This is a genomic window from Neoactinobaculum massilliense (assembly GCF_900604955.1).
Taxonomy (GTDB): Bacteria; Actinomycetota; Actinomycetes; order Actinomycetales; family Actinomycetaceae; genus Neoactinobaculum; species Neoactinobaculum massilliense.
On the sequence record NZ_UWPE01000001.1, the window covers coordinates 384,538 to 407,757 of the forward strand.

Genomic DNA, 23,220 nt, shown 5'->3' on the forward strand with positions numbered 1-23,220 from the left:
TGCGGCGTTCCTGTGCGCTACGAGGCGGCTTACAGCCCGAAGCCCACGCGATGCTGCTTAGCATTCGAGACCTCTACATAGGCGATGGCGCTGGCGGGCACGATCACCTCGCGGTCCTTTGTATCCTCAAGGCGCAGCGGATGATCATTAGCGAGTGCTTCTTCTACCTTGCCGTAAACAGCATCCGGCGTTTCGTTGGACTCTAGATTAATCTCGCGGGTGCTGAACTTGACTCCGATGGAAATCTCCATTGTGGCCCCTCCCTTCATGCGGGCGCTTTGCCCAAGTGCGCGGCTTTTCCGCGAATCCTTTGACATCCTAACCGGGCGGTCCGACACGTTTTCCGTTTCACCCACGGGCGGACTGTGGTGCGGCTGACGTTTGAGCACTATTTCGGGTATTTGACGGTGGGGGTGTGCGGGGTACCGGGAGTAAAGCGGCGCGGTGTCGCGACGACGTCGTGGCGAGCGGTCCTGCGTGCGAGGAAAGCGGGGAGTGGGCACAGCTTGTGCAGACAACGCTCATGAGTGGTCCTGCTTGTGATGAAGGCGGGCCAGCAAGGTAGGGCGGGTGGCGAAACGTGTCGGAGCTGGCCCGTATCCTGGCAGTAGTTTCGAAAGGGGAAGCCATGGATGAGTCACAGCGCGCGGCGCTTGAGGCGGTGAAGCGGGGCGGCGTCAGTATTATTGGCGCGCCCGGCAGCGGAAAAACGGCCGTGCTGATGGAGATTGTGGCACGGCTGGCGCGGGGGCAGGTGGCTTTTCTTACTCAGGATCGTCGGGCGGCGGACAAAGCGCGGCAGGCGCTTACGCGGCGCCTCGGCGGGCGTGGAGAAAACCTCAGTATCCAAACGGTGGCGGCCTTCAGCTATGGGTTGGTGGCCACCTTCGCGGCGGCCGTGAACCGTCCAGCCCCGGAGCTGCTGTCCGGGCCCGATGAGGATGCCTTGCTGCGGGAGATTCTCGCGGATCCCGCCGCTCCGGTGAGTTATCCGGATTTTGCTGCCTCCCCGGAGATCCGTGCGTTGCCCGGTTTTCGGAGTCAGCTGCGAAACCTTATTACGCGTTCAGCGGAATTGGGGATCGGGGCTGAGGAACTTATACGGCTTGGCCGCACGCATCCGGAACTGGGCGTCACGGCACAGCTGTGGATCACGGGCGGACAGTTGCGGGACGTGTACTCGGATTTAGTGGCTCTTGAAGACGCCACCGTGGGAAGTTCGGACCGCCTGGACCATGCCCAGCTCCTCGCCACGGCGGCATCGGTATTGCAGGACTGGGAGGAGCGCACGGCCCGGGTAGGGCAGGGGGCTGCGCCCGTGCCGCGCTGGGATTGGGTGCTGGTGGATGATCTCCAAAATGCTCCGCGCTCGCTCCTGCCATTACTGCGCGTACTACAGAAAGATGGTGCGCGAATCATTACGGCTGGTAATCCGGACCAGGCCGTGCAGGGATTTCGTGGTGGGGTAGCCGCGCTTCCTGGGGAAGTGACGCGTCCTGCGCCGGTGGGGCTCGGTCTTGAACCGGCCTACCTGAGCGTGCGGCACCGGGGCGGAGCGGCGCTCTCGGCGGTCGTACGTGAGTTGGAAGCGCGTCTGCCCGTTAGCGGTGCCGTGGGACATCAGCGGTCAGCAGATATTGCCGAAGGCGGCGGTGAGCATGCCGGGGGCGTAAAGCCGGCTGGGGTAGCGCTGGACGGGAGGGCCTATGCAGCGGGCAAAACACACGGGCTGGCTGCTGCCGTAACGAACCGCCCGGGCCCGGCTCCAGCACAGGAGAGCGTAGAGGTTGCGCTATTTGCTAATCCTGAGGAGGAGTTGGCATGGATTGCGGCAACGCTGCGGCGTTCGCATCTTCGTGGCACCCCCTATGCGTCCATGGCCGTCATTTCTCGCTCGGCTACCTCTCACGCCCATATCCGGGAAGCGCTGGTGCGGCGCGGCATCCCGGTGGCGCGTATCGCATCGCAGCTTCCGCTTCGGGCAAACAGTATGGTTGCGGCTTTGCTAGCCACGATCAATGTGGCTCTCAGTGAAGAACATGAGCCTGCTGCGATCACAGCCATGCTTACCAGTCCGCTCATTGGCATGGATCCGCTTGAAGTGAAGCGCCTCGGGCGGCAGGCCCGCGCCCGGGCACTCGCCGCTCAGGAGGAGAACGACAGAACCGCGCTGCCCGATGCCGAGGAGCTACTTGCCACGGCCGTTCTTGAGGGAGATACGGCATGGCATCCTGAGTTGGTCCGGGTGGGACGCATTGTTGAATCCGTGCGGCAAACTGCGCGGGAATCGAATAGCCAGGCGGAGCAGGTGCTCTGGGCTGCCTGGCAGGGGGCCGGTGTAGCCGAAAAGTTGCAGCGGCGGGCGATGGGAAGCGGGCCGGAAGCGGATACGGCCGGGCGTCATTTGGATGCGGTCATTCAGCTATTTCGCGTGGCCCAGCGCTTGGCAGATCGAGACCCAAACGTCACTTTTGTGCAGTTACGTGAGCTTATTGCGGAACAGGATCTACCCGAGGATACGGTAGCTCGGCTGGGTGCCGAAGGTGACGCCGTGCAACTGGCTACGCCTGCATCGTGTCAGGGCACCGAATGGGATGTGGTGGTCCTCCAAGGCCTACAGGACGGCGTATGGCCAAATCCGCGGGTACGCGATCCGCTGGCAGGCACGGGAATGCTCATGGCGCTGGTTACCGGGCGCTGTGATGAGGCCGAACTTGTTTCCGCTGCCGGCCGGGGCGCTGCCGCACGCGAAGTAATAAGTGACGAGTTGCGGCAGTTCCTGCACGCGGCGTCACGCGCGGCCCGCCGCCTTATTCTGACCGCGGTTGATGGTGAGGGCGCCACGCCCTCACGCTTCCTCGGCCTGGTAGTCGGTGGCGCCGGTGGCAGCGATGCCGTTCAGCATCCGCGGGCGGTGGTGGATCTTGCCACGCCGACGGCCCTGGTATCCCAGATTCGGCGTTCGCTTAGCCTTCCAGGGCCGCACCCAGCGGAACTGGCCGCGGCCCTGGAAATTTTGCGGGGGGCACAAATTGCGGAGGCTGATCCCACCCTCTGGCTGGATGGACTAAGGCCGTCCACTGTGCAGGGCCGTCCACGTGAAGCGGGCGTGCCGCCACTTTCATTCAGTCCTTCCCAGGCAGAAAAAATGGTGACCAGGCCGGTGGCAGCCTTTACGCAATTTATCGGCGCGGAGGATACACGCGATTCGGAGCCACTTGACCGCGGGAATGCCATCCACGGGATCGCGCAGTGGTACGGGGAGCGTCAGCTGACACACGCCACACCGTCAGCAGAGGAATTTGTGGCACGGGTGCGCGCTACCTTCCCCGAGGATGCACGCTATGTAGCAGGGATGTCGGCGCAGAAAAGCCGCGACATGGCGGCGCTGCTCTACAGCATTCTTGCCAACCCGGCGGATCGGTTGCGAGGCGTTGAAACATCACTGACTGGAACGCTTCAAGCTAGTGCAGAGCCCCTCACGGCGAGGGCGCGGGCGGATCGGATTGTGGAGCGTGCGGATGGTGCGCATATTCTCGATTTCAAGACGGGGCATGTGGACGCCGATGTGCAGAACAACCCCCAGCTGCTCTTTTATCAGCTCCTGTATGAATTGGCCACGGGCAAACCGGCGGCGGGAGCGGAGCTCGTAGAGCTGGGTAATGTGGCAGCGTCTCCGCGCTCCCAGGCGGGCGTACCTACGCCGGAGCCCGCGGCAGGTATGACATTTGGTGTCCCAAAGCAGCGAAGCCGAGGCGCGCTCTCAGAGAGCGATCGGGAGCGCGCCGTCGCCATCATGGACATCATCGTGCACCTGTTGCGAAGCGGATGGATTCCCGCCCTGCCCGTGCTGGATCACGGTAACAAGTTCCGTAGCGGAGACATTGATCTTGATGCACCGAAGGAGTGGATCTTCTCATGAGTTATGAGTCTGTGATGGCCACACTGGCAGGACGTGGCGGCTTCATGCCCACTGAGGAGCAGCGTGCCGTCATCATTTCGGATGCTCCGGCTATCCTGGTGCGCGCTGGTGCCGGTTCGGGTAAAACCGCCACCATGACGCAGCGCGTGGCCTATCACGTTGCAGAAGGGCACGTGGCGCCGGAGGAGGTGCTGGGCCTCACCTTTACGGAGAAGGCTGCCGGAGAACTATCTGATCGCGTGGGCCGGGCGCTGGACATGCTCGGCATAGGGGGTGATTTGCACCGGCCCACCATTTCCACGTATAACGCTTTCGCGGCCGGCATTGTGCGAGATTACGGCATTATCGTCGGGGCAAATCCCACCGCTCGGCTCATTACTGACGGTGAGCGCCATCAGCTCATGGAGCACGTTGTGGAGAATCTACCCCGCACCGCGCAATTCGCCGCGTTGGAACAATGGGCACCCTCCACAACGGTGGATCGGGCATTGAATTTGGTAGCTGTCATTGTGGATAACGGCGTAAGTATCGATGAGCTCAGATCATTCCAGGATGCGGAGCTCGCGGCGCTGGAGCGCCTGGCAGCCGGTCCGGCGGTGCGGAAAAATAAGGATGGCGAAGAGGCCGCACAGGGATGGAAAGTGCTGGTTAAGGATGCGATTCGTGGCACGGATATGGCGGCCGGACGTGCCCTCGTGGAAGTGGTGCGTTCCTATTTGGACGCAAAGCGAGACGAGGGCGTGATGGAGTTCGCCGACCAGGTACTCATTGCCTCCCGGGTGATTGAGCGCTCACCGGCCGTGGCGGCCGATATTCGTTCTCGCTATCGGTTAGTACTGCTCGATGAGTACCAGGACACTTCCCCATCGCAGGCCCAGATGCTCATGGGGGCGCTAGCGCAAGACCCGGCGGGAGTCCCCGATGCTATGGCGAACTGGCGATCCATCTGTGCCGTGGGTGATCGGAATCAGGCTATCTATGGGTGGCGCGGTGCCGGTGCCGGTGCCCTGGATGATTTTCGGACCGGTGCCGCACGAATTTTCGGCATGAGCGCAGTTGAAGAACTGACTCTTTCCACATCGTTCCGTAACGATCAAGCGGTCCTTGCCGCCGGTAATGCGGTGGCCGAACGGACCGACGCGGTGGTGCTGCGTCCGCGTCCTGGCGCCGGGCCCGGCCGAGTTCTTGACCTCACCACCGTGTTGGCTGACGAATCCTACACAGCACTGGCACGGCTGGCTGGCCGCGTCTACGCGGACGCAGAAGACACGCGGGCGCATCAGCAACGCGATCATGAAATATGGGAGCTAGGCGGGCGGGAGGGGCCGGAGCCGGCAGTGAGAGGCGGCGCCGAAATCGCCATCCTCATCCGGAAGCGCACTCACCTTGCGCGCATCGTGGCGGCCCTGGAAGCGGAGCCCTCTACACGCGATTATTTCGAGGTGAGCGGTGGTCAGCCGCTGCTGGACCAGCCCGAGATCGTTACCATTCTGGCCGGCCTCGGCGTGGCCGTGGATCCGAACCGAAACGATCTTCTTATGCGTCTCCTGGTGGCCTGGAATATCGGGGTCGCGGATATGCGTGGGCTGCGTGAATGGTCCAGGCAGTATGCGAAGAAAGAATTGGCGCAGATGCGCGGGGGCAAATGGCTCGATGCGCGCGATGAAACTAACCTGATTGAGGCGCTCGGGGCCATCTCGGAGAGCCCAGCAGAGCTGTTCTCCCCGGAGGGCAGGCGCCGCCTTCACTATCTCGCGGATATTCTGGTGCAGTTACGTGCCCTCCTCGATGTGCCATTCGCGGAAGCGGTGGCGTCGGCCGCGCGTATCCTGGGCCAGGACCTAGCTGCGGCAACTCGGACCACGGGATCGCAGCGCGTACAAACCTCCATTGCCATGCTCATTTCGATGGCTCGGGATTATCAGCTTTCCCATCCATCCGCGACGCTCGCGGATCTTCTTGCCTGGCTGGAGGCGGTGGATGAGAGCGAACGTGGCGGAAAAGAGGGCGCTGCCGGTGATGATGCGCTGGCCGAAACTGACGTGAGTACAGAGGTAAACCCGGGCACTATACAAATTATGACGGTTCATGCAGCCAAAGGACTGGAATGGGAGGATCTGGTAATAGTTCCGGACCTGACCACCCGGGGATTCGCGGCCACTCGAAAGGAATACTGGCCGAAGAAACCCGGTGTGCTGCCGTATCCGCTGCGGGCGGATGCCGAGCATCTATCCTCGTTCCGATTTGCCGATCAGGCGGATCCGGCCTCAGCGAGCGTGGCCGCGCTCTCCTTTGTTGAGGAGACAGATGATGAGGCAGCGGCCGAAGAACGCCGCGTGGCATACGTCGCATTCACTCGGCCTCGCCGTGCACTGGCTTTGGTTTCCTATCTGTATGACAGTCCGGACAAGGCACGGGCAGGGCTTGCCGCCATGAAAAGTGGCGCATCAAAGCAGGTTCGCTTGGATCCCTCGCCGTACCTCACCATGGTGCGAGAAGCGGCGGCACGTGATGGATGGGAGGTCGTGTCCGGCGCTGCTGTTCTGGGCGAGCATCCGGCGGGCATCCACTGGGTGGATGCTTCCGGGCCCACGGAGGCTGACATTGAGGATGCAGTTCAGCCATTTCCGGTTATCGATCCTGATTCTGTCGTGGACCCGTTCACGGTGCCCGGAGTACGGCGGTGGCCGCAGGATGTGAAGCGTTCCCTTCCCATGGAACGGGCATTGACAGTGGCCACGCCCGCGGAGCTGTTCGACCGCGCTCGGGATCTCGCAGAGACGGAGATGGCGGCGAGGCTTGCTCCGCCTGCCGTTGATATGCCCTACTACACGGCCACGGACCTAGTGCATTTGGCGGAGCAGGGAAAGGCCTACCGGCGGCAGCTACTACGCCCGATTCCGCGTGAACCCAGCCGTGCGGCGCGGGTGGGCACAATGCTCCACGCGCGGATCGCGCAGTCGTTTGGTGCCTCGCTCATGCTCGACGGTGCGGAAATAAAGGATGAAGAATCGGCACCGCTCGCCAATGAAACACTGCTGTACGCCAATTTCCTCGCGTCGCCGTGGGCTCACGCTCGTCCGCTTGCCATCGAGCAGAGCCTCGAATTGACCGTGGAGGGCCATATTCTGCGCTGTACCCTCGACGCCGTATTTGATACCGGCTCGGATCCAACGCGGCCGGCGGTCACTATCGTCGATTGGAAAACTGGGTCTCGGCCCACCGGTGCGCGGTTGCGTGCGCGTCAACTCCAACTGGAGGTGTACCGATTAGCGTGGGCGGGTACCTCCGAGACACCGCTTGAGAACATCGGTGCCTCATTCGTGTACCTCGCAGGTGATCGGGCGGAGGAGGTGAGTGTGAAGCGCCGTGACCGTGCGGCCATTGAGGCGGATATCCTGGATTGGATGCGCGGAGCTAGCGGCCGTTAAGGAGCTAGCGGCCGCTGAGAAAATCGGGGGCTTCACCGCGTACGTCGCCGTCGGTACCACCCGTATTCGTTCCGGCCGTGTCTTTATCTACCCGGTCGGGACCGGCAGGATGGGGCGCGGCATCGGGAGCGGATGAGGCATTCGGATCTACTACCTCACCGTCTACGACGGGTACCACCGCCGGACCGGAGACTTCGGCGTCGTCGAGAATGCTGACGGGCGTGGCCGACGACTCCTTGATTGGTGAACCCACGGGCATTTCGGGCGTATCAACGGGTACGACGGGCGTAATAGGGGTGGTCTCGTCCTCGCGCACGTGATCCGCGAGGTCGCCCAGCATCTGGATGCCATCATTCCGGATGGCGTCGTTTCCGGTGGTAACACCGTGCATAAGCCAGCGGAGCACGGACAGTTCGGAGGCGAAAAGGATGCGGCGAAAATCGCCCTCGGAGAGATCGATGCTGCGCGTGTTTTCGTAGGAGGCCACGATCGCGTCCCATGCGGCGGGCTCCAGGTAAAGAAGCGGGGCCAGATCTCGAGCCGGATCGCCCACATGTGCCTCCCCAAAGCCCAGCACCGTTGCGATGGTGCCGTGGGACCAGAGGAAGTTCTCACCGGCCACATCCCCGTGTACGACGACGGGCGTGAACTGCCAGAGGGCGTCGTCGGCAAGGAGGCGCTCCCAGCGGCGGCGCAAAATTGCGGGCACATCGCCCGTGGCGGCACCGTTACTTACTTCGGCTGCTGTGCGCTCCCGCAGCTCCTTCACCGTGTAGGAGGGTAGGCCAGCCTCCTCGATGGTGTCCGGTGGTAGCAGGTGAATGGCGGCCAGTGCGCGGCCAAACTCACGAGCCTGTGCCTCGGTCAGCTCCTCAAGCGGAGCGGCCTTGCCAAATGGTTCCGGGTACACCACGGCCCGGCCCGCACCCTCCACATCCGCAGAGCCGGCGGGGCGCATGATGTCGAACGGGAGGTTCCCGGCCCGCAGCTGGGTGAGTAGTGCGGGCGCCAGGGCCGCTTCCGCCTCGAGAATGGTGGCAGCACCGGCGTTGCGCGGTACTTTGACCATCCAGTGCCGGCCCCGGGAATCGAGCACGCACCCGGACACAAAATCCTCCGTGCGCACAAACGGTGGGCGCGTGGCGACCACGTCGACGTCTAGCGCATCGACGGCGACAGCAGCGAGATAGAGCGGGGTACGAATCACCCCTCCAACCTACCTAATTCTTGGCGAGGCAGTGGTTTCGCCATCGTCATAGGGCGCTCGCGTCCGGTGCCTATTCGTCTCGATGTCCGATCCGTGGATGATCATGCCCTGCCTGGCCGGGTGGATGCTGGCCTGGGTGGGCGGCGAGGAGGCTGTCGGCCGGGGCGAAGTGTACCTCCACGGCATATACGGGAGATGTCCGGGCCCCGAAATCTGTGCATATCTTTCGGCTTTTGTGTGCCGACAGGGATCGATACGGGGCTTTTCCACAGGCTGTGGGCGAGGCCTGCGGAGGAGGCGACCGCCACCGTAGCCTCAACCACGGAGGTGAGAGTCATGGCATCGGTACGCGAATTGGTTGAGCAGAACGTGCGTGCGAGCGTCCGCGGCCGTGCGATAGATGTCACGGCGCCGGGCGCGCTTGACCGTCTTATTGCGGGGGCAATCGCGGACTATGAAGCCGATTCGATTCGGCTCGGTACGGCTCCTGTTGACGACGCCGAAGCGCTCGCTCGTTCCGTCCACGCGTCGGTTGCGGGCTACGGGGTGCTGCAACCGCTATTTGATGATCCGGAGGTAGAGGAGATCTGGATCAATGAGCCCACGAAGGTATTCGTATCACGTGGAGGCAGGGCTGAACTGACCAACGTGCTACTCACGGACGGGGAGGTGGAGGACCTGGTGGAGCGCATGCTCCGGGTATCTGGCCGCCGCCTGGATCGCTCCACTCCGTTTGTGGATGCCTCACTGGCGGGAGGCGAGCGCCTTCATGTGGTGATTCCCGATATCACGCGCACACATTGGGCGGTGAATATTCGCAAGTATCTGGTGAAGGCGCGCGGCCTTGATGAACTGGTGAGAGCTGGCACGCTCACCAGCGAGGCAGCAGACTTTCTTGCTACTTCCGTCCGGGCCGGTTTGAACATTCTGGTGTCCGGCGCCACCGGTGCGGGAAAGACCACGCTCCTGCGGGCACTGCTTGGCTCCTCGCTGGCCACGGACCGCATTGTCACCTGTGAGGAAGTATTCGAACTGTGCCTGGAGGGGCGGGATGTCGTGGCGCTTCAAACCCGCCCGCCATCGATCGAAGGGCGCGGCGAGGTTACCCTCCGTATGCTGGTGCGGGAAACACTGCGTATGCGGCCCGATCGGTTGGTCATCGGCGAGGTACGTGGGGCCGAGGCACTTGATCTTCTTATTGCACTCAATGCTGGTGTTCCGGGCGCCTGTACCATCCACGCGAACTCCGCGAGAGATGCCATATCAAAGCTCGCCACTCTGCCGTTGCTGGCCGGCACCAATGTCTCGTCGAGTTTTGTCACGCCCACGGTGGCTGCCTCCGTTGATCTGGTGGTGCATATGGATCGCACCTCGCGGGGCAGGCGTCAGGTAGCGGAGATTCTTGGCGTGTCGGGGCGGATTGAGGCTGGGCGCATCGAAGCTGCGCCTATTTTTATCCGTGAGAACGGCGCCCTACGGCGTCACATTGGGGAGCTTCCGCGGCCCGAAAAGTTCGCTCGCGCCGGTATATCGCCAGGAGCTCTCAGATCCTCAAGCACTGGCACATCGGCTTTCAGGGGCGCTTCCTCCGGTTTGGTGGACCCGGCCGCGGAGAGCGGCCGCACCTCGAAAGGCGGCGGGCAATGGGATTCCTGATCGGTGGTGGTGTGGGCCTGGGGCTGGTGCTGATCATCGGTGTCCTCACCGGTTGGTTAGGTGAGCCAAGCTCAAGGTGGCCTGTCCGGCGCGCCTGGCTGCATTCCCATAGGCGCGCCATCGCAGAGCTTGTGGGCGCGGCACTTGCCGGGACCATGGCGGCGGCTTTCCTCACGCACAATGGAATATTTACGGGCGTGTGCGCGCTGGGTGCCAGTCTCCTACCCGGGGCCGTGCGGCGCGGGCAGGCACAGAAGCGGCGGGAGCGAAGCCGCGAACAGTGGCCGGACGTACTGGACACGGTCGTTTCTGGTTTGCGCTCCGGCCTGGGCGTGGGGGAGGCTTTGGCTGCCGCCGGGCAGATACGTTACGGCTCCCACAGTCACACCGGGACACGCGGGCAGTTAGGTTCGCGTAGCCACCAGGGGCTCACGCCTGCCTTCGCGGATTTTGCGCAGGAGCTCACGGCTACAGGCAATCTCAACTGTGCGCTTGATCAGCTGAAAGACGCACTATCGGATCCTCTTGCGGACAAAATTGTGGAGGCCATTCGGATGGCAGCCCGTCTAGGCGGGCATGACCTAGCTCGAATCCTTGCCTCATTAGCCAGCAGCGTGCGCGCTGAGAACCGAGCGCGTGGTGAGTTGCTTGCCCGTCAATCCTGGACCGTCAATGGTGCGCGGATTGCCGCTCTAGCGCCGTGGCTGGTGCTGGCCCTGCTCTCCACGCGTCCGGGCACCATCGAGGCCTATCGCTCCGGTATGGGCACCATGGTTTTGCTGAGCGGGCTTCTGGCTACGGTGGTGGCCTACGTACTTATGCTGCGCCTTGGGCGCCTGCCGGAAGTGGCGCGTTCCCTCGCTCGGCCGCGTAAACGGACGGAGCAGGTGAACTCCTCACCAGCATCTAAACGCGCACTAGCACCCGGTATCCCGACAGATCGCGATGTCGCAGCGGTGGTGCGGGGCGCCAATTCCCTTCCCAAACCATCGCCGCGGCGCGGGGGTATTTTCCGGTCTGGTGGGCTCCTTCGGTCTGGTGGTCTCCTACGGTTTGGGGGTCGCTGCTGGCCTGGCGGTCTCCTTTTTGGTGGTCGTCGCCGGCCCGGCAGTGAGGGCAGCCCGTCCCCGCGCAGTGGCCCCACAGCAAGACCGCTCGGAGGTGAACCATGGGCGCTCTAGTTGGCGGATGCCTGGCCCTTGGCGCGGTGCTACTCGGGATATGGCTGGCAAATCCGCGTCCTTCAATCGCCAGGCGCGTTCTCCCGTACATGGATGAGGGCTGGAGTCCACGATCCAGGCACGGGTGGGTACGTCGGGTGGTCGCCTTCCTCGGTGCACTGGGCTCCACCACGGCGTCGGTACGGGCGCGTGTCACCTTGCTGGGCAGCACGGTGGCAGATTTCCGCGCCAAGCAACTGCGATGGGCGCTGCTCAGCGGACTGCTCGGGGCCCTGCTAGTGCTGGTTAGTCTGCCGCGGGGCTTCAGCCTCGGCGTGGCACTTCTGCTGCCTGCTGCCGGGATGCTCGGTGGTGCAATAGCGGCGGATTCTTGGCTCACCCGGGCAGCATCGGCGCATCGCTCTCGCGTGGTCCAGGAGCTGCCGGACGCCGTGGATCTGCTTGCCCTCGGGGTAGGCGCAGGTGCCAGCATCCTGGGCTCTCTTGAACAGGTGGCTAACGTGGGCAGCGGTGTACTCGGCGAGGATTTGCGCCGGTTGGTAGCTGACGTCAACTCTGGTACGCCCCTGCGGGAAGCGCTGGAGTCCTTTGCACGACGCGTTGATGTGACGCCCGTGGACCGACTCGTGGAGGCTCTCATCACCGCGCTTGACCGCGGCACGCCGCTCGTCACGGTGCTGGAGGACCAGGCGGCAGATTCCCGAGATCTTGCCCGGCGTGAGTTGCTAGAGCGCGGCGGGAAGCAGGAGGTCGCCATGATGGTTCCGGTCATCTTTATCGTGCTTCCCATCACCGTCGTGTTCACGTTTTACCCGGCACTGATGCAACTGACTTTCCTCACATGATTCGCACGAATCAACAATTCATTTCCACAGAAAGGTCACTCATGTTCGTCTTCACGTCTTGGCTGCGCACTCTTATTAGCGCCCCCACTCGTTTTCGTACCCGTCTCGCCGCCCGGAGCGTTTGGGCCACAGGGCTCACCTCCGCGAGCGCCAGCATGGTCCCGGCCGATTACATGGATAGTGGATCGGAGCGCGGAGATGTGCCGGGATGGGTGCTGGTCACACTCATGACGGTTGGATTGGTCATTGCCATCTGGGCGGTAGCCGGCCCGGCACTGGTTGATCTGTTCAACACCGCCATTGATCGCATCACGAGTTTCGCGGGTTAGGCATGTCCGCCAGGCAAGAAGTAAAGCTGCGCCGAGGGCACTCGGTGTCGCGTTGGTACGACGGCGGGCCGTGGTGGTGCCACTGTCGGTTGCCGCGGCGCCTCGGTGGGTTGCGCTGTCGGCGGGTCGATTCGGTCCCGCGCCGCCGTAAGTCTGGGCTGCGTCAGGATTCGTTGTCGCCGGCAGTAGTTGAACCCACGTTGTTGCGTAAAGCAGCCATGCCATCGCGCGAAAAGGGAAGCGCGATCGTGGAATTTGTTCTGGTGGTGCCGCTGGTAATCCTTGTGGTTATCCTCTGTTTTGCCATGGCCGGCGCGGTGGCAGCGCACACGGCCGTTAATGATGCCGCGCTCACGGGCGCGCGTTCTTTTGCTATGACGGGCAGCGTCCACGCTGCGCAGGATGCTGCCACCACGGAGGTAAGCCGCTCGCTACCCGGTGCGGCGGTCACAACGGCTTTGCGCCGTAGTTCGTGCGGGGCTGTGACGTGCGCGGAGATGCAGCTGACGGCTCGCGTCACGCTGATGGGCGGATATACGCGTGAGGTGAAGGGGGTTGCCCATGTTCCCGCGGAAACGGACATCCAGGGAGAATAACTCGGAGAACGGCAATGCTGTGGTGGAGTTCATTGGCGTGCTGATTGTGCTGTTCGTGCCACTCATGATTGCGGTGGTGGACATGGCCGTGGTGTTGGATGCAAGGGCGGCGGCCACCTCGGCGGCGAGGGATGCCGGTCGCGTGTACGTGCGTGCCGCATCAGACGCGCAGGGGAGAGATTCTGCTCGCCTGACTGCGCACCTGGTGCTCAGCGATCGCGGTATCGGGAGTGGGCCGGTGACGTTCACCTGCCGCACTCGGCCGTGCCTGAGTCCCGGGAATCGTGTCATGGTTACCGTTGAGGCGCACGCGCCGCTCCCGTACCTGGGCCGCACGGTGGCCGTGACCGGGCACGTCATATATACCGTTGATCTTTACCGTGAGGTTCGGCCATGACCCGTCGCGCGCACGCTGCCACTCACCCTGCATCGGAGCGCGGAAACATCACCGTGTTCGGACTGGGCGTGTGGCTGATTGCGGTAGCTATGCTGCTCGGCATGATCATGCTTGGCACCGTTTACCTTGAGCGGCGCACGCTTCAGGCGGAGGCGGATTCTGTGGCCCTTGCGGTGGCGCAGCAGGTGGATGACGCCGCCTACTACGGAGGAGGCGCCCTCGCTCCGTCGTCGGCCGCGGTAGGCGAGCTCTCTCGAACGCTGGCTACGCACGCCGTCGTCGCGCCGGTGGGCGTCGAGAACGGAAGCGTGGTGGTCAGTCTGCGCGGTAATGCGCGCGTCCCGTTCCTTCACGTGGACGTGCCGGTGCGCGTGACCAGCCGGGCGCATTTGGACGTGCGGTAGCCTGGCGGGGTGGCAAGCGAGTATGAGGATCAGATTGACCGCCTTCGGTTCACGTTTAACGAGGTGACGAAGGTGGTGGACCCGCATGCCCTGCGGGAGAAGGTAGCAGACCTCACGCGGCAGTCGGCGGATCCGGAGTTGTGGAGTGATCAGGCGCACGCGCAGGAGGTGAACTCGGCGCTCGCGCGGGCACAGTCGCAACTCAAGCGGCTGACGGCGATGCATGGGCGCCTGGAGGATCTGGGTGCGCTGCTGGAAATGGCGGAGGAGACGCGTGAGGAGGATCCTGACACCTCTCGCGAACTCATCGCACAATTTGAAAGCGAGGCGGCCGGCGCCGACGAAACACTCCAGGCGCTCCACGTCCAAACGCTGCTTTCCGGAAAATACGACGAACGCTCCGCGGTGGTCACCATCCGTTCGGGGGCCGGCGGCGTCGACGCAGCAGATTTCGCTCAGATGCTCCAACGCATGTACCTGCGGTGGGTGGAGCGCCATCATGACGAGTTTTCGGCTACCGTTCTTGACACGTCGTACGCGGAGGAGGCGGGCATTAAGTCCACCACGTTCCAGGTGGACGGCGCCTACGCCTACGGCAACCTTTCGGTCGAGGCCGGCACGCACCGCCTGGTGCGCATTTCACCGTTTGATAACCAGTCCCGGCGCCAAACATCGTTTGCCGCGGTGGAGGTCATTCCGCTTATCGAGCAGACCGACCACATCGACGTCCCGGAATCCGATATTCGCATTGACGTGTTTCGTTCCTCCGGCCCCGGCGGCCAGTCCGTCAATACCACGGATTCAGCCGTGCGCATCACCCACCTGCCCACCGGCATCGTCGTATCCATGCAGGACGAAAAATCGCAGATTCAAAACCGTGCCGCGGCCATGCGCGTGCTGCAATCCCGTCTCCTGGCGCTCAAGCAGGAAGAAGAGGCGCGCGAGAAAAAGGAACTAGCGGGGGATATTAAGGCGTCGTGGGGCGACCAGATGCGCTCCTACGTGCTCCAGCCCTACCAGATGGTCAAGGACCTGCGCACCGGATTTGAATCCGGGAACACCACCGCCGTGTTCGACGGCGAAATCGATGGCTTCATCAACGCCGGCATTCGGTGGCGAGCCACGGGGGAACGGGCGGTGAACTAATAGCGGCGCCGGTACGACGTCGTCCGGTCCAGCGGGCACGTTCCAGCGTTCCCGTGCTCACGTGTGCGGCGCGGCACCTGGCATTCACGTATGAATCTCGTAGGGTAGCGGGGTACGTTCAACGAGCGGGGATACATGATCACATTCGACAATGTCACCAAGCTGTACCAGAAGGGTGCGAAACCAGCACTGGACTCGGTGAGCCTGACGATTGACCGCGGGGAATTTGTGTTTCTGGTGGGTCCGTCCGGGTCCGGGAAAACCACGGTGCTTTCGCTGATCCTCGCGGAGGAGAGGCCTACGAGCGGCCACGTGGAGGTGCTGGGGAAGAACCTGAAGAACGTGTCTCAGCGGCGCGTGCCATACCTGCGTCGCCAAATCGGCACCGTGTTTCAGGATTTCCGCCTCCTCATGAACAAGAACGTGTATGAGAACGTGGCGCTCGCGCTCCAGGTGATCGGCGCACCGCGGCACCGTATACGCACGGATGTGCCGGAGGTGCTCAAAATGGTGGGCCTGGACGGCAAGGAGCGGCGCGGTATGCATGAGCTCTCGGGCGGTGAGCAGCAGCGTGTCGCCATCGCCCGCGCCATGGTCAACCGGCCTCAGATTCTCCTGGCCGACGAGCCGACCGGAAACCTGGACGGCAAGACGGGCCTGTCCATCATGCGCCTGCTGAGTCACATCAATCAGACGGGTACCACCGTGGTGATGGCGACGCATGACGCGAGCATTGTGAACCAGATGCGTAAGCGCGTGGTGGAGCTGTCCAATGGCGTGGTGGTGCGTGACCAGGCGAAGGGCGTGTACGGAGGGGGAGCGGCCTAGATGCGATTCCAATTTGTTCTTTCCCAGACTTTCCAGGGGTTGTGGCGCAACAAGGCGATGGCCGCGGCGGTGGCCCTGGTCACCTTCGTGTGCCTCTACTTCATCGGCGCGGCGGCGTTGCTTCAGGCGCAAATCGGTAACCTCAAGGACGAGTGGTACGACAAGGTGGAGGTATCCGCCTTCATGTGCCCCTCGAATTCTTCTTCTGCCCAATGCGCGGGTGGCGAGGCCACCCAGGAGCAGATTGACGCGATCTCCGGCTATCTCAAGTCCGATGAGATGCAGCAGTACATTCAGTCCGTCTCTTTCGAAACCAAGGAGGAGGCGCTCAAGAACTACCAGGAGCAGATGAAGGACACGGCCTGGGCGCAGGATCTCACCGCGGACCAGATGCAGGTGTCCTTCCGTATTAAGCTCAAGGATCCCAGCCAGTACCAGATTGTGGCCGATGCCCTGTCCGGGCGCCCGGGCGTTGAAACGGTCAATGATCAGCGCGAGGTACTTCAGCCCATCTTCTCCATCATGCAGCGCTTTACCCTGCTATCCGGGGTGCTGGCGGGCATCATGGTGATTACGGCTCTGCTGCTCATTCCCACCACGATCCGGCTCTCCGCCATGTCCCGCCGCACGGAAACGGGCATCATGCGATTTGTGGGCGCCTCCAACGCGTTCATCGAGTGGCCGTTTATCCTAGAGGGCGTCATTGCCTCGCTGGTTGGCTCGGTGCTGGCCGTTGCGGGGTTGTGGGTGACGGTCCGCTACTTCATCGAGGATTGGTTCGCTTCCGCGGTCAAGTGGTTGCCGATCGTGTCCACCGGGAATGTGTGGCGTATTACGCCGGCGCTGGTGGTGGGTGCGATTCTGGTGTCCGCCTTGGCGTCGTGGATTGCACTGCGGCGGTACGCGCGCGTGTAAGGACGACGCCGGTGCGTCCGCGTGGGCGCTAGAAGGGTTCGGTGGTCGAGTAAGCGGCGAGTGCCGTGGCGAGAGGGGGAGTTGTGAGCTGGAAGAAAGGCATTGCTGGGATGGCGGCCACCCTATTGGGGTTGGCGTCTGTAACTGTCCCGGCGGCTGCAGACAGCCGCGACGATCTGGTCAATAAGCAGAACCAGCAGGAAGAAACGCTCGATGCGCTTCGTGACTCGCTTGGGAATGTGGACCAGAAGCTTTCCGACGCACTCGATCAATTGGCGGCCACCCAGGCGAAGCTGCCGGCAGCCCAGGACGCGGTAGATAAGGCGAACGCCGCGTTGGCCTCTGCCCAGCGGCAATCGGAACTGGTTTCCGCCCGGCTCACGGCCGCCCAGGGCGAACTGGAGCAGATTCGCGGGGATATTGCTGCCGCGGATTCTCAGATCTCGGATAGCAAGGCGCAACTGGGTGCCGTCGCCCGTGCTCAGTATCGCGGGGATACGGGCCCGGGAATGGCGGAGATTCTGCTTGGATCGGCCTCCACCGATGAGTTCCTCAGCGCCTATTCGGCCTCACGAACGCTGGCACGGACAGAATCCACCACGTTCACAGAGGTGTCGCGCGCCCGGGCCACCAGCCAGAATCGGCAGTCCCGGCAGGAGGCCGTGGAACAGGAGGTGTCCGCCCTGAAGAAGGAGGCGGACGCGGCCGTGGCGGATGAGGCAGCGAAGAAGAAGACCGCGGAAGATAAAAAGAAGGATCTGGAGGGACTCACCTCCTCGATCCAGAAGACCTCTTCCTCGCTCGAGTCCCAGAAGAGCCAGATTAACGCCTCGATTGATACCACCGTGGCCAGCCAGAATGAGACGAAGGCGCAGATTCAGAAGATCGATGCCGAGAATGCGAAGGCGGCGGCTGCGGCAGCGGCGGCTAAGAGGAGCGGTAGCGGCTCCTCAAAATCCGGTAGGTCCAGCGGGTCGAACTCCGGTGGTAGCGCCTCGAACTCCAGTGGCTACTGGATGATTACGCCGATTCCCGGGCCGCTGGTGGTCACCTCGCCGTTCGGTATGCGTGTGTACCCGTTCGACGGGCGTGTGTGGATGCATAACGGGGTGGACCTGCGTTCCCAGTGCGGCCAGGCGCAGCGAGCGGTGGCGAGCGGCACCGTGGTGTCCACCATTCCGGCGGCCGGTAATTCCACCCACGGCAACCAGGTGTATGTGAACCTGGGGAACGTGAACGGGCATTCGTGGGTGGTGGTGTATAACCACCTGTCCGGGTTTGCTGTGCATGCGGGCCAAAAGGTGAGCCAGGGACAGACGATTGGCTATACGGGTGCCACCGGTAAGGTAACCGGGTGCCACATCCACTTTGAGGTGTGGCGCGACGGCAGCGTCATTAACCCGATGAGCTTGCCGGGGTTCTAGGGATCGGCGGGTGCGGAGCACCGTGACCCTGGTAACCGTCGGGGAAAATCTAGGGTCAGACGGGCGCCGGGCGCTGGGCTGACGGCACGCCTTCCAGGCCCCGTGAGAGAGACCCGGTGTGCGCGCGTCGCCCGGCCGGGTAGGATAGGACGGCATTGGCCGGGAGGAGGAAATCCATGGCGAAGAAGAAGGCCGGGAAGTCCGGCTCCCTCAAGGCGGTGGATCCCGCCGCGAAGCAGGTGATCGCGCGCAATAAAAAGGCGCGGCACGACTACTTTATTGAGGACACGTATGAGGCCGGGCTCTCGCTCTCCGGCACCGAGGTGAAGGCGCTGCGCATGGGGCGCGCCTCGCTGGTGGATGCGTGGGTGGAGGTGGATGAACGGCACCAAGCCTGGCTGCAGGGCATGAACGTGCCGATCTACGCGATGGGTTCGTGGACCAACCACGCGCCCACGCGCAAGCGGCGCCTACTGCTCCACAAGCGTGAGATCCTCAAGCTGGAGCAGGCCTCTGAAGCGAAGGGCTACACAATTGTGCCCCTCGAGCTGTACTTCGTCCGCGGCATCGTCAAGGTGGAAATTGCACTGGCCCGCGGCAAGCAGGAGTGGGATAAGCGCGAGACGCTGCGGCGGCGTGAAGCCGACCGTGAAGCTCAGCGCGCGCTCTCGGCGGTTCGTCGGCGTGAGGGTGCCTTCGGGTAACGTGCCCGGGGCAACTCGCCACCGGCGTACCACGCACCCGCCCTGTACGGGAGTTTGAAACCATCCGGTGACCGCGTCGTCGTACCTACTACGTACGTTTACGGGGAAGGATGGTAACGACGTCGTTGTAACCACGAAGCACCGGGGCTTACGGGAGAGCCTGGGGAACGACGTCGTCGGGCGGGGAATAGCGCAGGGTGCGCGGTGGTTGTACACTTATAGATCCGCGGAGACGCGGTGCTGTTTTACAGCTGAATAGGGGATGATCGGTTTCGACGGCGGTGTTCGATCGGAGGGAAGCGGGTCGAGGATGTGGAGTCATCTCGATAACGACCTCTGCAAACCAATAGGTGCCAAGAACAATCGCACCGATTTCGCCCTCGCTGCCTAAGCGACTTGCGAAATCTGCTGAACTAGGAGTGCCTTCGGCCTAGAGCTCAGCATCGTTTAGAGGGCCACTGGTGGGCGTGCTCGTTGTGGGCGCGTTCGCGACACTTTCGCAACTAGGTTCGTCAGCGGCTTGTTCGCGAGAACGCTGGAGCCAAAAACAACGCCTAGCGAACTGCACCCGGAGAAGACTTCGGCCTGCACCGTCGGACGGGGGTTCGATTCCCCCCATCTCCACTATTTGCCGCCTTTTGGCGGAATCTCGGGGCAATCTTTTCCACCTGTTGTGATTTGGTCTATGGGTGGGAGGGGTTGCCCCTTTTTGCGTGGGCGGGCAAGTGCGCGACGCCGGTATGGAACGTCCTCTAGTAGTGGTACCTGCAGGCGAGAATAAAGATGGTGTCGTTGCTGATTTTATAAACGAGCCGATGCTCATCGGTGATCCGCCGTGACCAGTATCCAGCGAACTCATACTTGAGTGCTTCAGGTTTTCCGATTCCTGCGTTCCCGCTGCGCGCTATGTCCTTGATCAGCGTGTTGATGCGCTTGAGTGTTCGTCGGTCTTGATGCTGCCACCAGAGGTAGTCGTCCCAGGCGTTCTCATCCCATACGAGATGCACGGACTAGTCCTCTTCGTCAATAAGTTTGTGCGCGGTACCGTGGCCAGATTCAATTCGCTCAAGCGCATCAAAGAGACGCTTGGCATTCCGTGGAGATCTCATAAGGTAGGCGGTCTCGCGAAGTGAATTGTAATCGTCGAGGGAGAGGATGATGGCAGAAGCCTTGCCTGATCGGGTAATGATGACCTCGTCACGATCGTCGACGACAGACTGGAGGACGTCGGCGTAGTTGGCTCGAGATTCTGAGTACGACATGGTGCGCATAGTTGCCTCCAATGATCTTTATGTACATGAAATTGTACGTTTAAGGGTAGTTTCTGTCGAGACTGACTTGACCGTCGTTGATAGGGGATACTTTTCGGAGCGGCTTCAATGAGAACGGAGGATGCATGAAAGATTCGTTTTCGAGGGGTCCGGTGCTGCTCGTGATTGACGTTCAGCGGGCGTTCGACGACGCCGACTACTGGGGCCCGCGGAATAACCCGGCGTGCGAGGCGAATATTGCAGCGCTCCTGAAGCATTGGCACGAGCAGAACTGGCCCGTCGTCCTGGTGAAGCATGATTCGACGACGTCGGGGTCGCCGCTTGCGCCCGGCGCCGAGGGCAACAGGTTTAAGGAGATTCCGGGCTTAGAGGGCGACCTGCTCATTTCGAAGCGCGTCAATTCCGTGTTCTACGGTGACCCGGACCTTGACGCGTGGATGCACGAGCATGGTCTCACTCAGTTAGTAATCTGCGGGATCACCACGAATCACTGCTGTGAAACTACGGCGCGCATGGCCGGGAATCTGGGCTATGACACCTATTTCGTGCTGGATGCGACCCACACGTTTGACCGGCGCTCGCCGGATGGCGAACTGGTCAAGGCTGATGAGCTCGCTCGAGTCACCGCGACGAATCTGCATGGCGAGTTCGCGGCCGTCACGTCTACGCGTGCCGTTCTCGAAGCCTGGCCGCCGAACTGGTAAAGAATCTGTGGTACGTCAGCCCTTGTAAATCTCTGATCGGTGTCCCGCATCAAGCACGAGGATGACAAGCTCGCGTCTACGTGTAGTGGTTGTATTCGCTGTAGTCATGGCGCACATTCGTTTAGGTCGACGCCGAGTACCCGCGGTCGCCCTGGCTTGAACGTTTCGCGGTGTGAGGAGAGCATTTTCCAGCGGGCGAGCGCGTGGATTAGTGTGCGGTAGGCTTTCGTGGAATTCCTGAGACTAGGAGGCGTGATGGCAGGTGAGATAGGCCAGAAAACTGAGTTTGCGGATTCCACCTACGCCATCCGCGCCCGCGGCGTCACCAAGCGCTTCGGCTCGGTCCAGGCGCTCGCCGGCCTCGACCTGGCCGTCGCCGAAGGCCAGGTGTTCGGCCTCATCGGCCCGAACGGCGCCGGCAAGTCCACCTTCATGCGGATCCTCTGCGACCTCATCCGCCCCACCGCGGGCAGCGTCAGCGTGATGGGGGAGTCCCCACAGGCCGGCGGCGCCGCGCTTCGCGCCCGTATCGGCTACCTGCCCGGGGAGCTGCGCCTCACCCCGCGTGCCCGCGGCACCGAGCTCATCCGCATGTGGGCCGGCCTCGGCCCGAACCGCAAGCGCTCCCTCGTCCGAGCCCGCGAACTGCTCGCATTCCTCGACCTGGACCCCACCCGCCGCGTGGGCCAGCTTTCCAAGGGAAACCGCCAAAAGCTCGGCATCACCCAGGCCTTCATGAACGATCCCGCCCTCCTCATCCTGGACGAGCCCACCTCCGGCCTGGACCCGATTCTCCAGGAGCAATTCCAGCAGCTGGTGCTGGAGGCCAAGGGCCGGGGCGCCACCGTTCTGCTTTCCTCCCACGTGCTCAGCGAGATTGAACGCATGGCTGACCGCGCCGCCGTGCTGAGCGCCGGCCGCGTAATCCGGGAGGGCCGCCTCACCGATCTGATCGCCCACGCGGACCGGCACCTCCGCGCCGTCGTCGCCGCGAACGCAGACACCGTACACACCGAAGCAACCCGGCAGGGACTGGACCTCGCGCTCACTCCGATGGACCGCCGGGTGATCGTCACCGGCACCGTGCGAGGAAACGTGGGCGCCGTACTCGCGTTCCTCGCCGCGCTCCCGGTGGAGGACTTCACGTTCACTGAACCGGACCTGGGCGAATCGGTCATGGAAATCTACGAGGCAAACTCATGAGCACAATCTTCCGGCGCGCCTGCGCGGTATCGCTGCGCCCGCTCCTCATTTTCTCGGTGGCGAGCGTGGCCGTCATGGCCATCTACTTTGCCGTCTACCAGACTTTCGAGGACTCCAGCGCGCTCAATGCGATGGTCGCCCAATTCCCCGAGGGCTTCCGGGACGCGCTCGGCTTCGGCGGCATCACCTCGGGCGCGGGCTGGGCACACACCACGTTCTTCGGGCTGCTCGGCCTATTCCTCATCATGGCCTTCGGTATTTCCCGGGGCACGGCGCTCCTCGCCGCCGACGAAGAGTCCGGCATGCTCGAGCTCACCCTCGCCCACGCCGTCTCCCGCGGCCAAATATTCGTGATGCGGGTGCTCGCGTTGCTCGCAATGCTGGCCGCCCTCACCGCCGTGTGCGGGCTCTCGCTCGCACTGTGGAACACCGGTGCCGGATATGACATGCGCGCCGGCAATATGTGGGCGGAACTGTGCGCGTTTTTCGGAATCGGCGCGGCGTGCGGGGCGTTGGCGTTCAGCGTAGGCGCGATGACCGGGCGGCGCACGGTGGCAGCCGGTGCGGGCACAGGCCTCGCGGTGGGCGCCTTCCTCCTTAACGCGGTGAGCGGCATGAACGACTCATGGACGTGGGCCGCACGCCTTTCGCCCGTCGCCTGGGGCTACCAGCACAAGCCGATTGAGCACGGCTGGGACGTCGGTGGCCTCCTTGCCCTTGCGGTGCTTATCGTTATTTTCTTCGCCGCCGGGTTCTTCGCGTTCCGCCGGCGCAATATTTCCTAGCCCGACGACGTCGCCCGCCGCATACTGCGTAGGTCGCGGAGTGAGTGGTTGCTCAGGAACTCGCGTGCTCGACGACGTCGCCCGCCGCATACTGCGTAGGTCCAGTAGCGCGTGAGTACGCAGGAAGCCTGGCCTCCGGCGTCGTACGAACATGCGGCGACCGCGCGACCGGACCTATGCTGGTGCGCATCCCCGGCCTGTAAACCCATGCAGGTGCACATACGTCCGTACAAACCAAGAATCCCGCGCCCGGAATACCCGCGCGGTCGCGG

Annotated in this window: 21 protein-coding genes and 1 other RNA gene; 18 read left to right on the forward strand and 4 right to left on the reverse strand. The window is 63.0% G+C overall.

Annotated features, from left to right (window positions below; translation table 11 throughout):
- Nucleotides 1-29: 29 nt before the first annotated feature.
- Entirely contained in the window at nt 30-251 is a 222-nt protein-coding gene (locus tag EIH27_RS01680) for a DUF3107 domain-containing protein (protein ID WP_124039261.1), read from the reverse strand.
- Between the two features lie 377 nt (nt 252-628).
- Between EIH27_RS01680 and EIH27_RS01685 the strand changes: the two genes are divergently transcribed.
- Together EIH27_RS01685 and EIH27_RS01690 are read left to right on the forward strand one after the other, a co-directional pair.
- Nucleotides 629-3,922, forward strand: coding sequence for a PD-(D/E)XK nuclease family protein (locus tag EIH27_RS01685; RefSeq protein ID WP_124039262.1), 3,294 nt, complete (start codon nt 629-631; stop codon nt 3,920-3,922).
- Nucleotides 3,919-7,353 carry an ATP-dependent DNA helicase gene (locus tag EIH27_RS01690; RefSeq protein ID WP_124039263.1) on the forward strand — a complete coding sequence of 1,145 codons (3,435 nt, stop codon included), beginning with the start codon at nt 3,919-3,921 and terminating at the stop codon, nt 7,351-7,353. Before EIH27_RS01685 ends, EIH27_RS01690 begins: the two co-directional genes overlap by 4 nt.
- Nucleotides 7,354-7,357: 4 nt before the next feature.
- Here the strand turns inward: EIH27_RS01690 and EIH27_RS01695 are convergent, their stop codons facing one another.
- Complete coding sequence (locus EIH27_RS01695; protein ID WP_124039264.1) at nt 7,358-8,560, reverse strand: phosphotransferase; 1,203 nt, start codon at nt 8,558-8,560, stop codon at nt 7,358-7,360.
- Between the two features lie 336 nt (nt 8,561-8,896).
- Here EIH27_RS01695 and EIH27_RS01700 point away from each other — a divergent pair, with 336 nt between their 5' ends.
- The 13 genes from EIH27_RS01700 to ssrA all read left to right on the forward strand — a co-directional run bounded on the left by EIH27_RS01700 (nt 8,897) and on the right by ssrA (nt 19,612).
- Entirely contained in the window at nt 8,897-10,216 is a 1,320-nt protein-coding gene (locus EIH27_RS01700; RefSeq protein WP_124039265.1) for a TadA family conjugal transfer-associated ATPase, read from the forward strand.
- Nucleotides 10,204-11,397: a type II secretion system F family protein gene (locus EIH27_RS01705; RefSeq protein WP_124039266.1), complete on the forward strand. Its 1,194-nt coding sequence runs from the start codon at nt 10,204-10,206 to the stop codon at nt 11,395-11,397. The genes EIH27_RS01700 and EIH27_RS01705 overlap by 13 nt, the downstream gene beginning before the upstream one ends.
- Nucleotides 11,385-12,242: a type II secretion system F family protein gene (locus tag EIH27_RS01710; RefSeq protein ID WP_124039267.1), complete on the forward strand. Its 858-nt coding sequence runs from the start codon at nt 11,385-11,387 to the stop codon at nt 12,240-12,242. Before EIH27_RS01705 ends, EIH27_RS01710 begins: the two co-directional genes overlap by 13 nt.
- A gap of 62 nt (nt 12,243-12,304) precedes the next feature.
- On the forward strand, nt 12,305-12,571 hold the full coding sequence (locus EIH27_RS01715) for a hypothetical protein (protein WP_420892142.1): 267 nt from the start codon (nt 12,305-12,307) through the stop codon (nt 12,569-12,571).
- A gap of 218 nt (nt 12,572-12,789) precedes the next feature.
- A complete protein-coding gene (locus EIH27_RS07820; protein ID WP_164461572.1) occupies nt 12,790-13,167 on the forward strand; it encodes a TadE/TadG family type IV pilus assembly protein in 378 nt (125 codons plus the stop codon).
- On the forward strand, nt 13,133-13,564 hold the full coding sequence (locus tag EIH27_RS01725; protein WP_124039270.1) for a TadE/TadG family type IV pilus assembly protein: 432 nt from the start codon (nt 13,133-13,135) through the stop codon (nt 13,562-13,564). Before EIH27_RS07820 ends, EIH27_RS01725 begins: the two co-directional genes overlap by 35 nt.
- The gene (locus EIH27_RS01730; RefSeq protein WP_124039271.1) at nt 13,561-13,968 is read left to right on the forward strand and encodes a pilus assembly protein TadG-related protein; all 408 of its coding nucleotides are present in this window, start codon (nt 13,561-13,563) and stop codon (nt 13,966-13,968) included. The genes EIH27_RS01725 and EIH27_RS01730 overlap by 4 nt, the downstream gene beginning before the upstream one ends.
- A gap of 9 nt (nt 13,969-13,977) precedes the next feature.
- On the forward strand, nt 13,978-15,114 hold the full coding sequence (prfB, locus tag EIH27_RS01735; RefSeq protein ID WP_124039272.1) for a peptide chain release factor 2: 1,137 nt from the start codon (nt 13,978-13,980) through the stop codon (nt 15,112-15,114).
- Nucleotides 15,115-15,249: 135 nt separating this feature from the next.
- A complete protein-coding gene (gene ftsE, locus EIH27_RS01740) occupies nt 15,250-15,942 on the forward strand; it encodes a cell division ATP-binding protein FtsE (RefSeq protein WP_124039273.1) in 693 nt (230 codons plus the stop codon).
- Nucleotides 15,943-16,857 (forward strand): permease-like cell division protein FtsX, encoded by a 915-nt coding sequence (ftsX, locus tag EIH27_RS01745; protein WP_124039274.1) that lies wholly within the window; start codon nt 15,943-15,945, stop codon nt 16,855-16,857.
- Nucleotides 16,858-16,940: 83 nt separating this feature from the next.
- A complete protein-coding gene (locus EIH27_RS01750; protein ID WP_124039275.1) occupies nt 16,941-18,281 on the forward strand; it encodes a M23 family metallopeptidase in 1,341 nt (446 codons plus the stop codon).
- 176 nt (nt 18,282-18,457) lie between these two features.
- On the forward strand, nt 18,458-18,985 hold the full coding sequence (smpB, locus tag EIH27_RS01755) for an SsrA-binding protein SmpB (RefSeq protein ID WP_124039276.1): 528 nt from the start codon (nt 18,458-18,460) through the stop codon (nt 18,983-18,985).
- Nucleotides 18,986-19,243: 258 nt separating this feature from the next.
- Nucleotides 19,244-19,612: a transfer-messenger RNA gene (gene ssrA, locus EIH27_RS01760) on the forward strand.
- A gap of 125 nt (nt 19,613-19,737) precedes the next feature.
- Here the strand turns inward: ssrA and EIH27_RS01765 are convergent.
- Nucleotides 19,738-19,992 (reverse strand): Txe/YoeB family addiction module toxin, encoded by a 255-nt coding sequence (locus EIH27_RS01765; RefSeq protein WP_124039277.1) that lies wholly within the window; start codon nt 19,990-19,992, stop codon nt 19,738-19,740.
- A gap of 3 nt (nt 19,993-19,995) precedes the next feature.
- Nucleotides 19,996-20,247, reverse strand: coding sequence for a type II toxin-antitoxin system prevent-host-death family antitoxin (locus EIH27_RS01770; protein ID WP_338133965.1), 252 nt, complete (start codon nt 20,245-20,247; stop codon nt 19,996-19,998).
- Nucleotides 20,248-20,381: 134 nt separating this feature from the next.
- On the opposite strand from EIH27_RS01770, the gene EIH27_RS01775 reads away from it, so the two are divergent.
- The 3 genes from EIH27_RS01775 to EIH27_RS01785 all read left to right on the forward strand — a co-directional run bounded on the left by EIH27_RS01775 (nt 20,382) and on the right by EIH27_RS01785 (nt 22,948).
- Complete coding sequence (locus EIH27_RS01775) at nt 20,382-20,960, forward strand: cysteine hydrolase family protein (protein WP_124039279.1); 579 nt, start codon at nt 20,382-20,384, stop codon at nt 20,958-20,960.
- Nucleotides 20,961-21,215: 255 nt separating this feature from the next.
- Complete coding sequence (locus EIH27_RS01780; protein WP_124039280.1) at nt 21,216-22,163, forward strand: ABC transporter ATP-binding protein; 948 nt, start codon at nt 21,216-21,218, stop codon at nt 22,161-22,163.
- Complete coding sequence (locus EIH27_RS01785) at nt 22,160-22,948, forward strand: ABC transporter permease subunit (RefSeq protein ID WP_124039281.1); 789 nt, start codon at nt 22,160-22,162, stop codon at nt 22,946-22,948. Before EIH27_RS01780 ends, EIH27_RS01785 begins: the two co-directional genes overlap by 4 nt.
- The last annotated feature ends 272 nt before the right edge of the window (nt 22,949-23,220 follow it).

Bases quoted from the DNA above. Each gene is read 5' to 3' on its own strand.
- EIH27_RS01680 (WP_124039261.1), bottom strand. From the start codon at position 251: ATGGAGATTTCCATCGGAGTCAAGTTCAGCACCCGCGAGATTAATCTA.
- EIH27_RS01685 (WP_124039262.1), top strand. From the start codon at position 629: ATGGATGAGTCACAGCGCGCGGCGCTTGAGGCGGTGAAGCGGGGCGGC.
- EIH27_RS01690 (WP_124039263.1), top strand. From the start codon at position 3,919: ATGAGTTATGAGTCTGTGATGGCCACACTGGCAGGACGTGGCGGCTTC.
- EIH27_RS01700 (WP_124039265.1), top strand. From the start codon at position 8,897: ATGGCATCGGTACGCGAATTGGTTGAGCAGAACGTGCGTGCGAGCGTC.
- EIH27_RS01705 (WP_124039266.1), top strand. From the start codon at position 10,204: ATGGGATTCCTGATCGGTGGTGGTGTGGGCCTGGGGCTGGTGCTGATC.
- EIH27_RS01710 (WP_124039267.1), top strand. From the start codon at position 11,385: ATGGGCGCTCTAGTTGGCGGATGCCTGGCCCTTGGCGCGGTGCTACTC.
- EIH27_RS07820 (WP_164461572.1), top strand. From the start codon at position 12,790: ATGCCATCGCGCGAAAAGGGAAGCGCGATCGTGGAATTTGTTCTGGTG.
- EIH27_RS01725 (WP_124039270.1), top strand. From the start codon at position 13,133: ATGTTCCCGCGGAAACGGACATCCAGGGAGAATAACTCGGAGAACGGC.
- EIH27_RS01730 (WP_124039271.1), top strand. From the start codon at position 13,561: ATGACCCGTCGCGCGCACGCTGCCACTCACCCTGCATCGGAGCGCGGA.
- ftsE (WP_124039273.1), top strand. From the start codon at position 15,250: ATGATCACATTCGACAATGTCACCAAGCTGTACCAGAAGGGTGCGAAA.
- ftsX (WP_124039274.1), top strand. From the start codon at position 15,943: ATGCGATTCCAATTTGTTCTTTCCCAGACTTTCCAGGGGTTGTGGCGC.
- smpB (WP_124039276.1), top strand. From the start codon at position 18,458: ATGGCGAAGAAGAAGGCCGGGAAGTCCGGCTCCCTCAAGGCGGTGGAT.
- EIH27_RS01770 (WP_338133965.1), bottom strand. From the start codon at position 20,247: ATGTCGTACTCAGAATCTCGAGCCAACTACGCCGACGTCCTCCAGTCT.
- EIH27_RS01775 (WP_124039279.1), top strand. From the start codon at position 20,382: ATGAAAGATTCGTTTTCGAGGGGTCCGGTGCTGCTCGTGATTGACGTT.
- EIH27_RS01780 (WP_124039280.1), top strand. From the start codon at position 21,216: ATGGCAGGTGAGATAGGCCAGAAAACTGAGTTTGCGGATTCCACCTAC.
- EIH27_RS01785 (WP_124039281.1), top strand. From the start codon at position 22,160: ATGAGCACAATCTTCCGGCGCGCCTGCGCGGTATCGCTGCGCCCGCTC.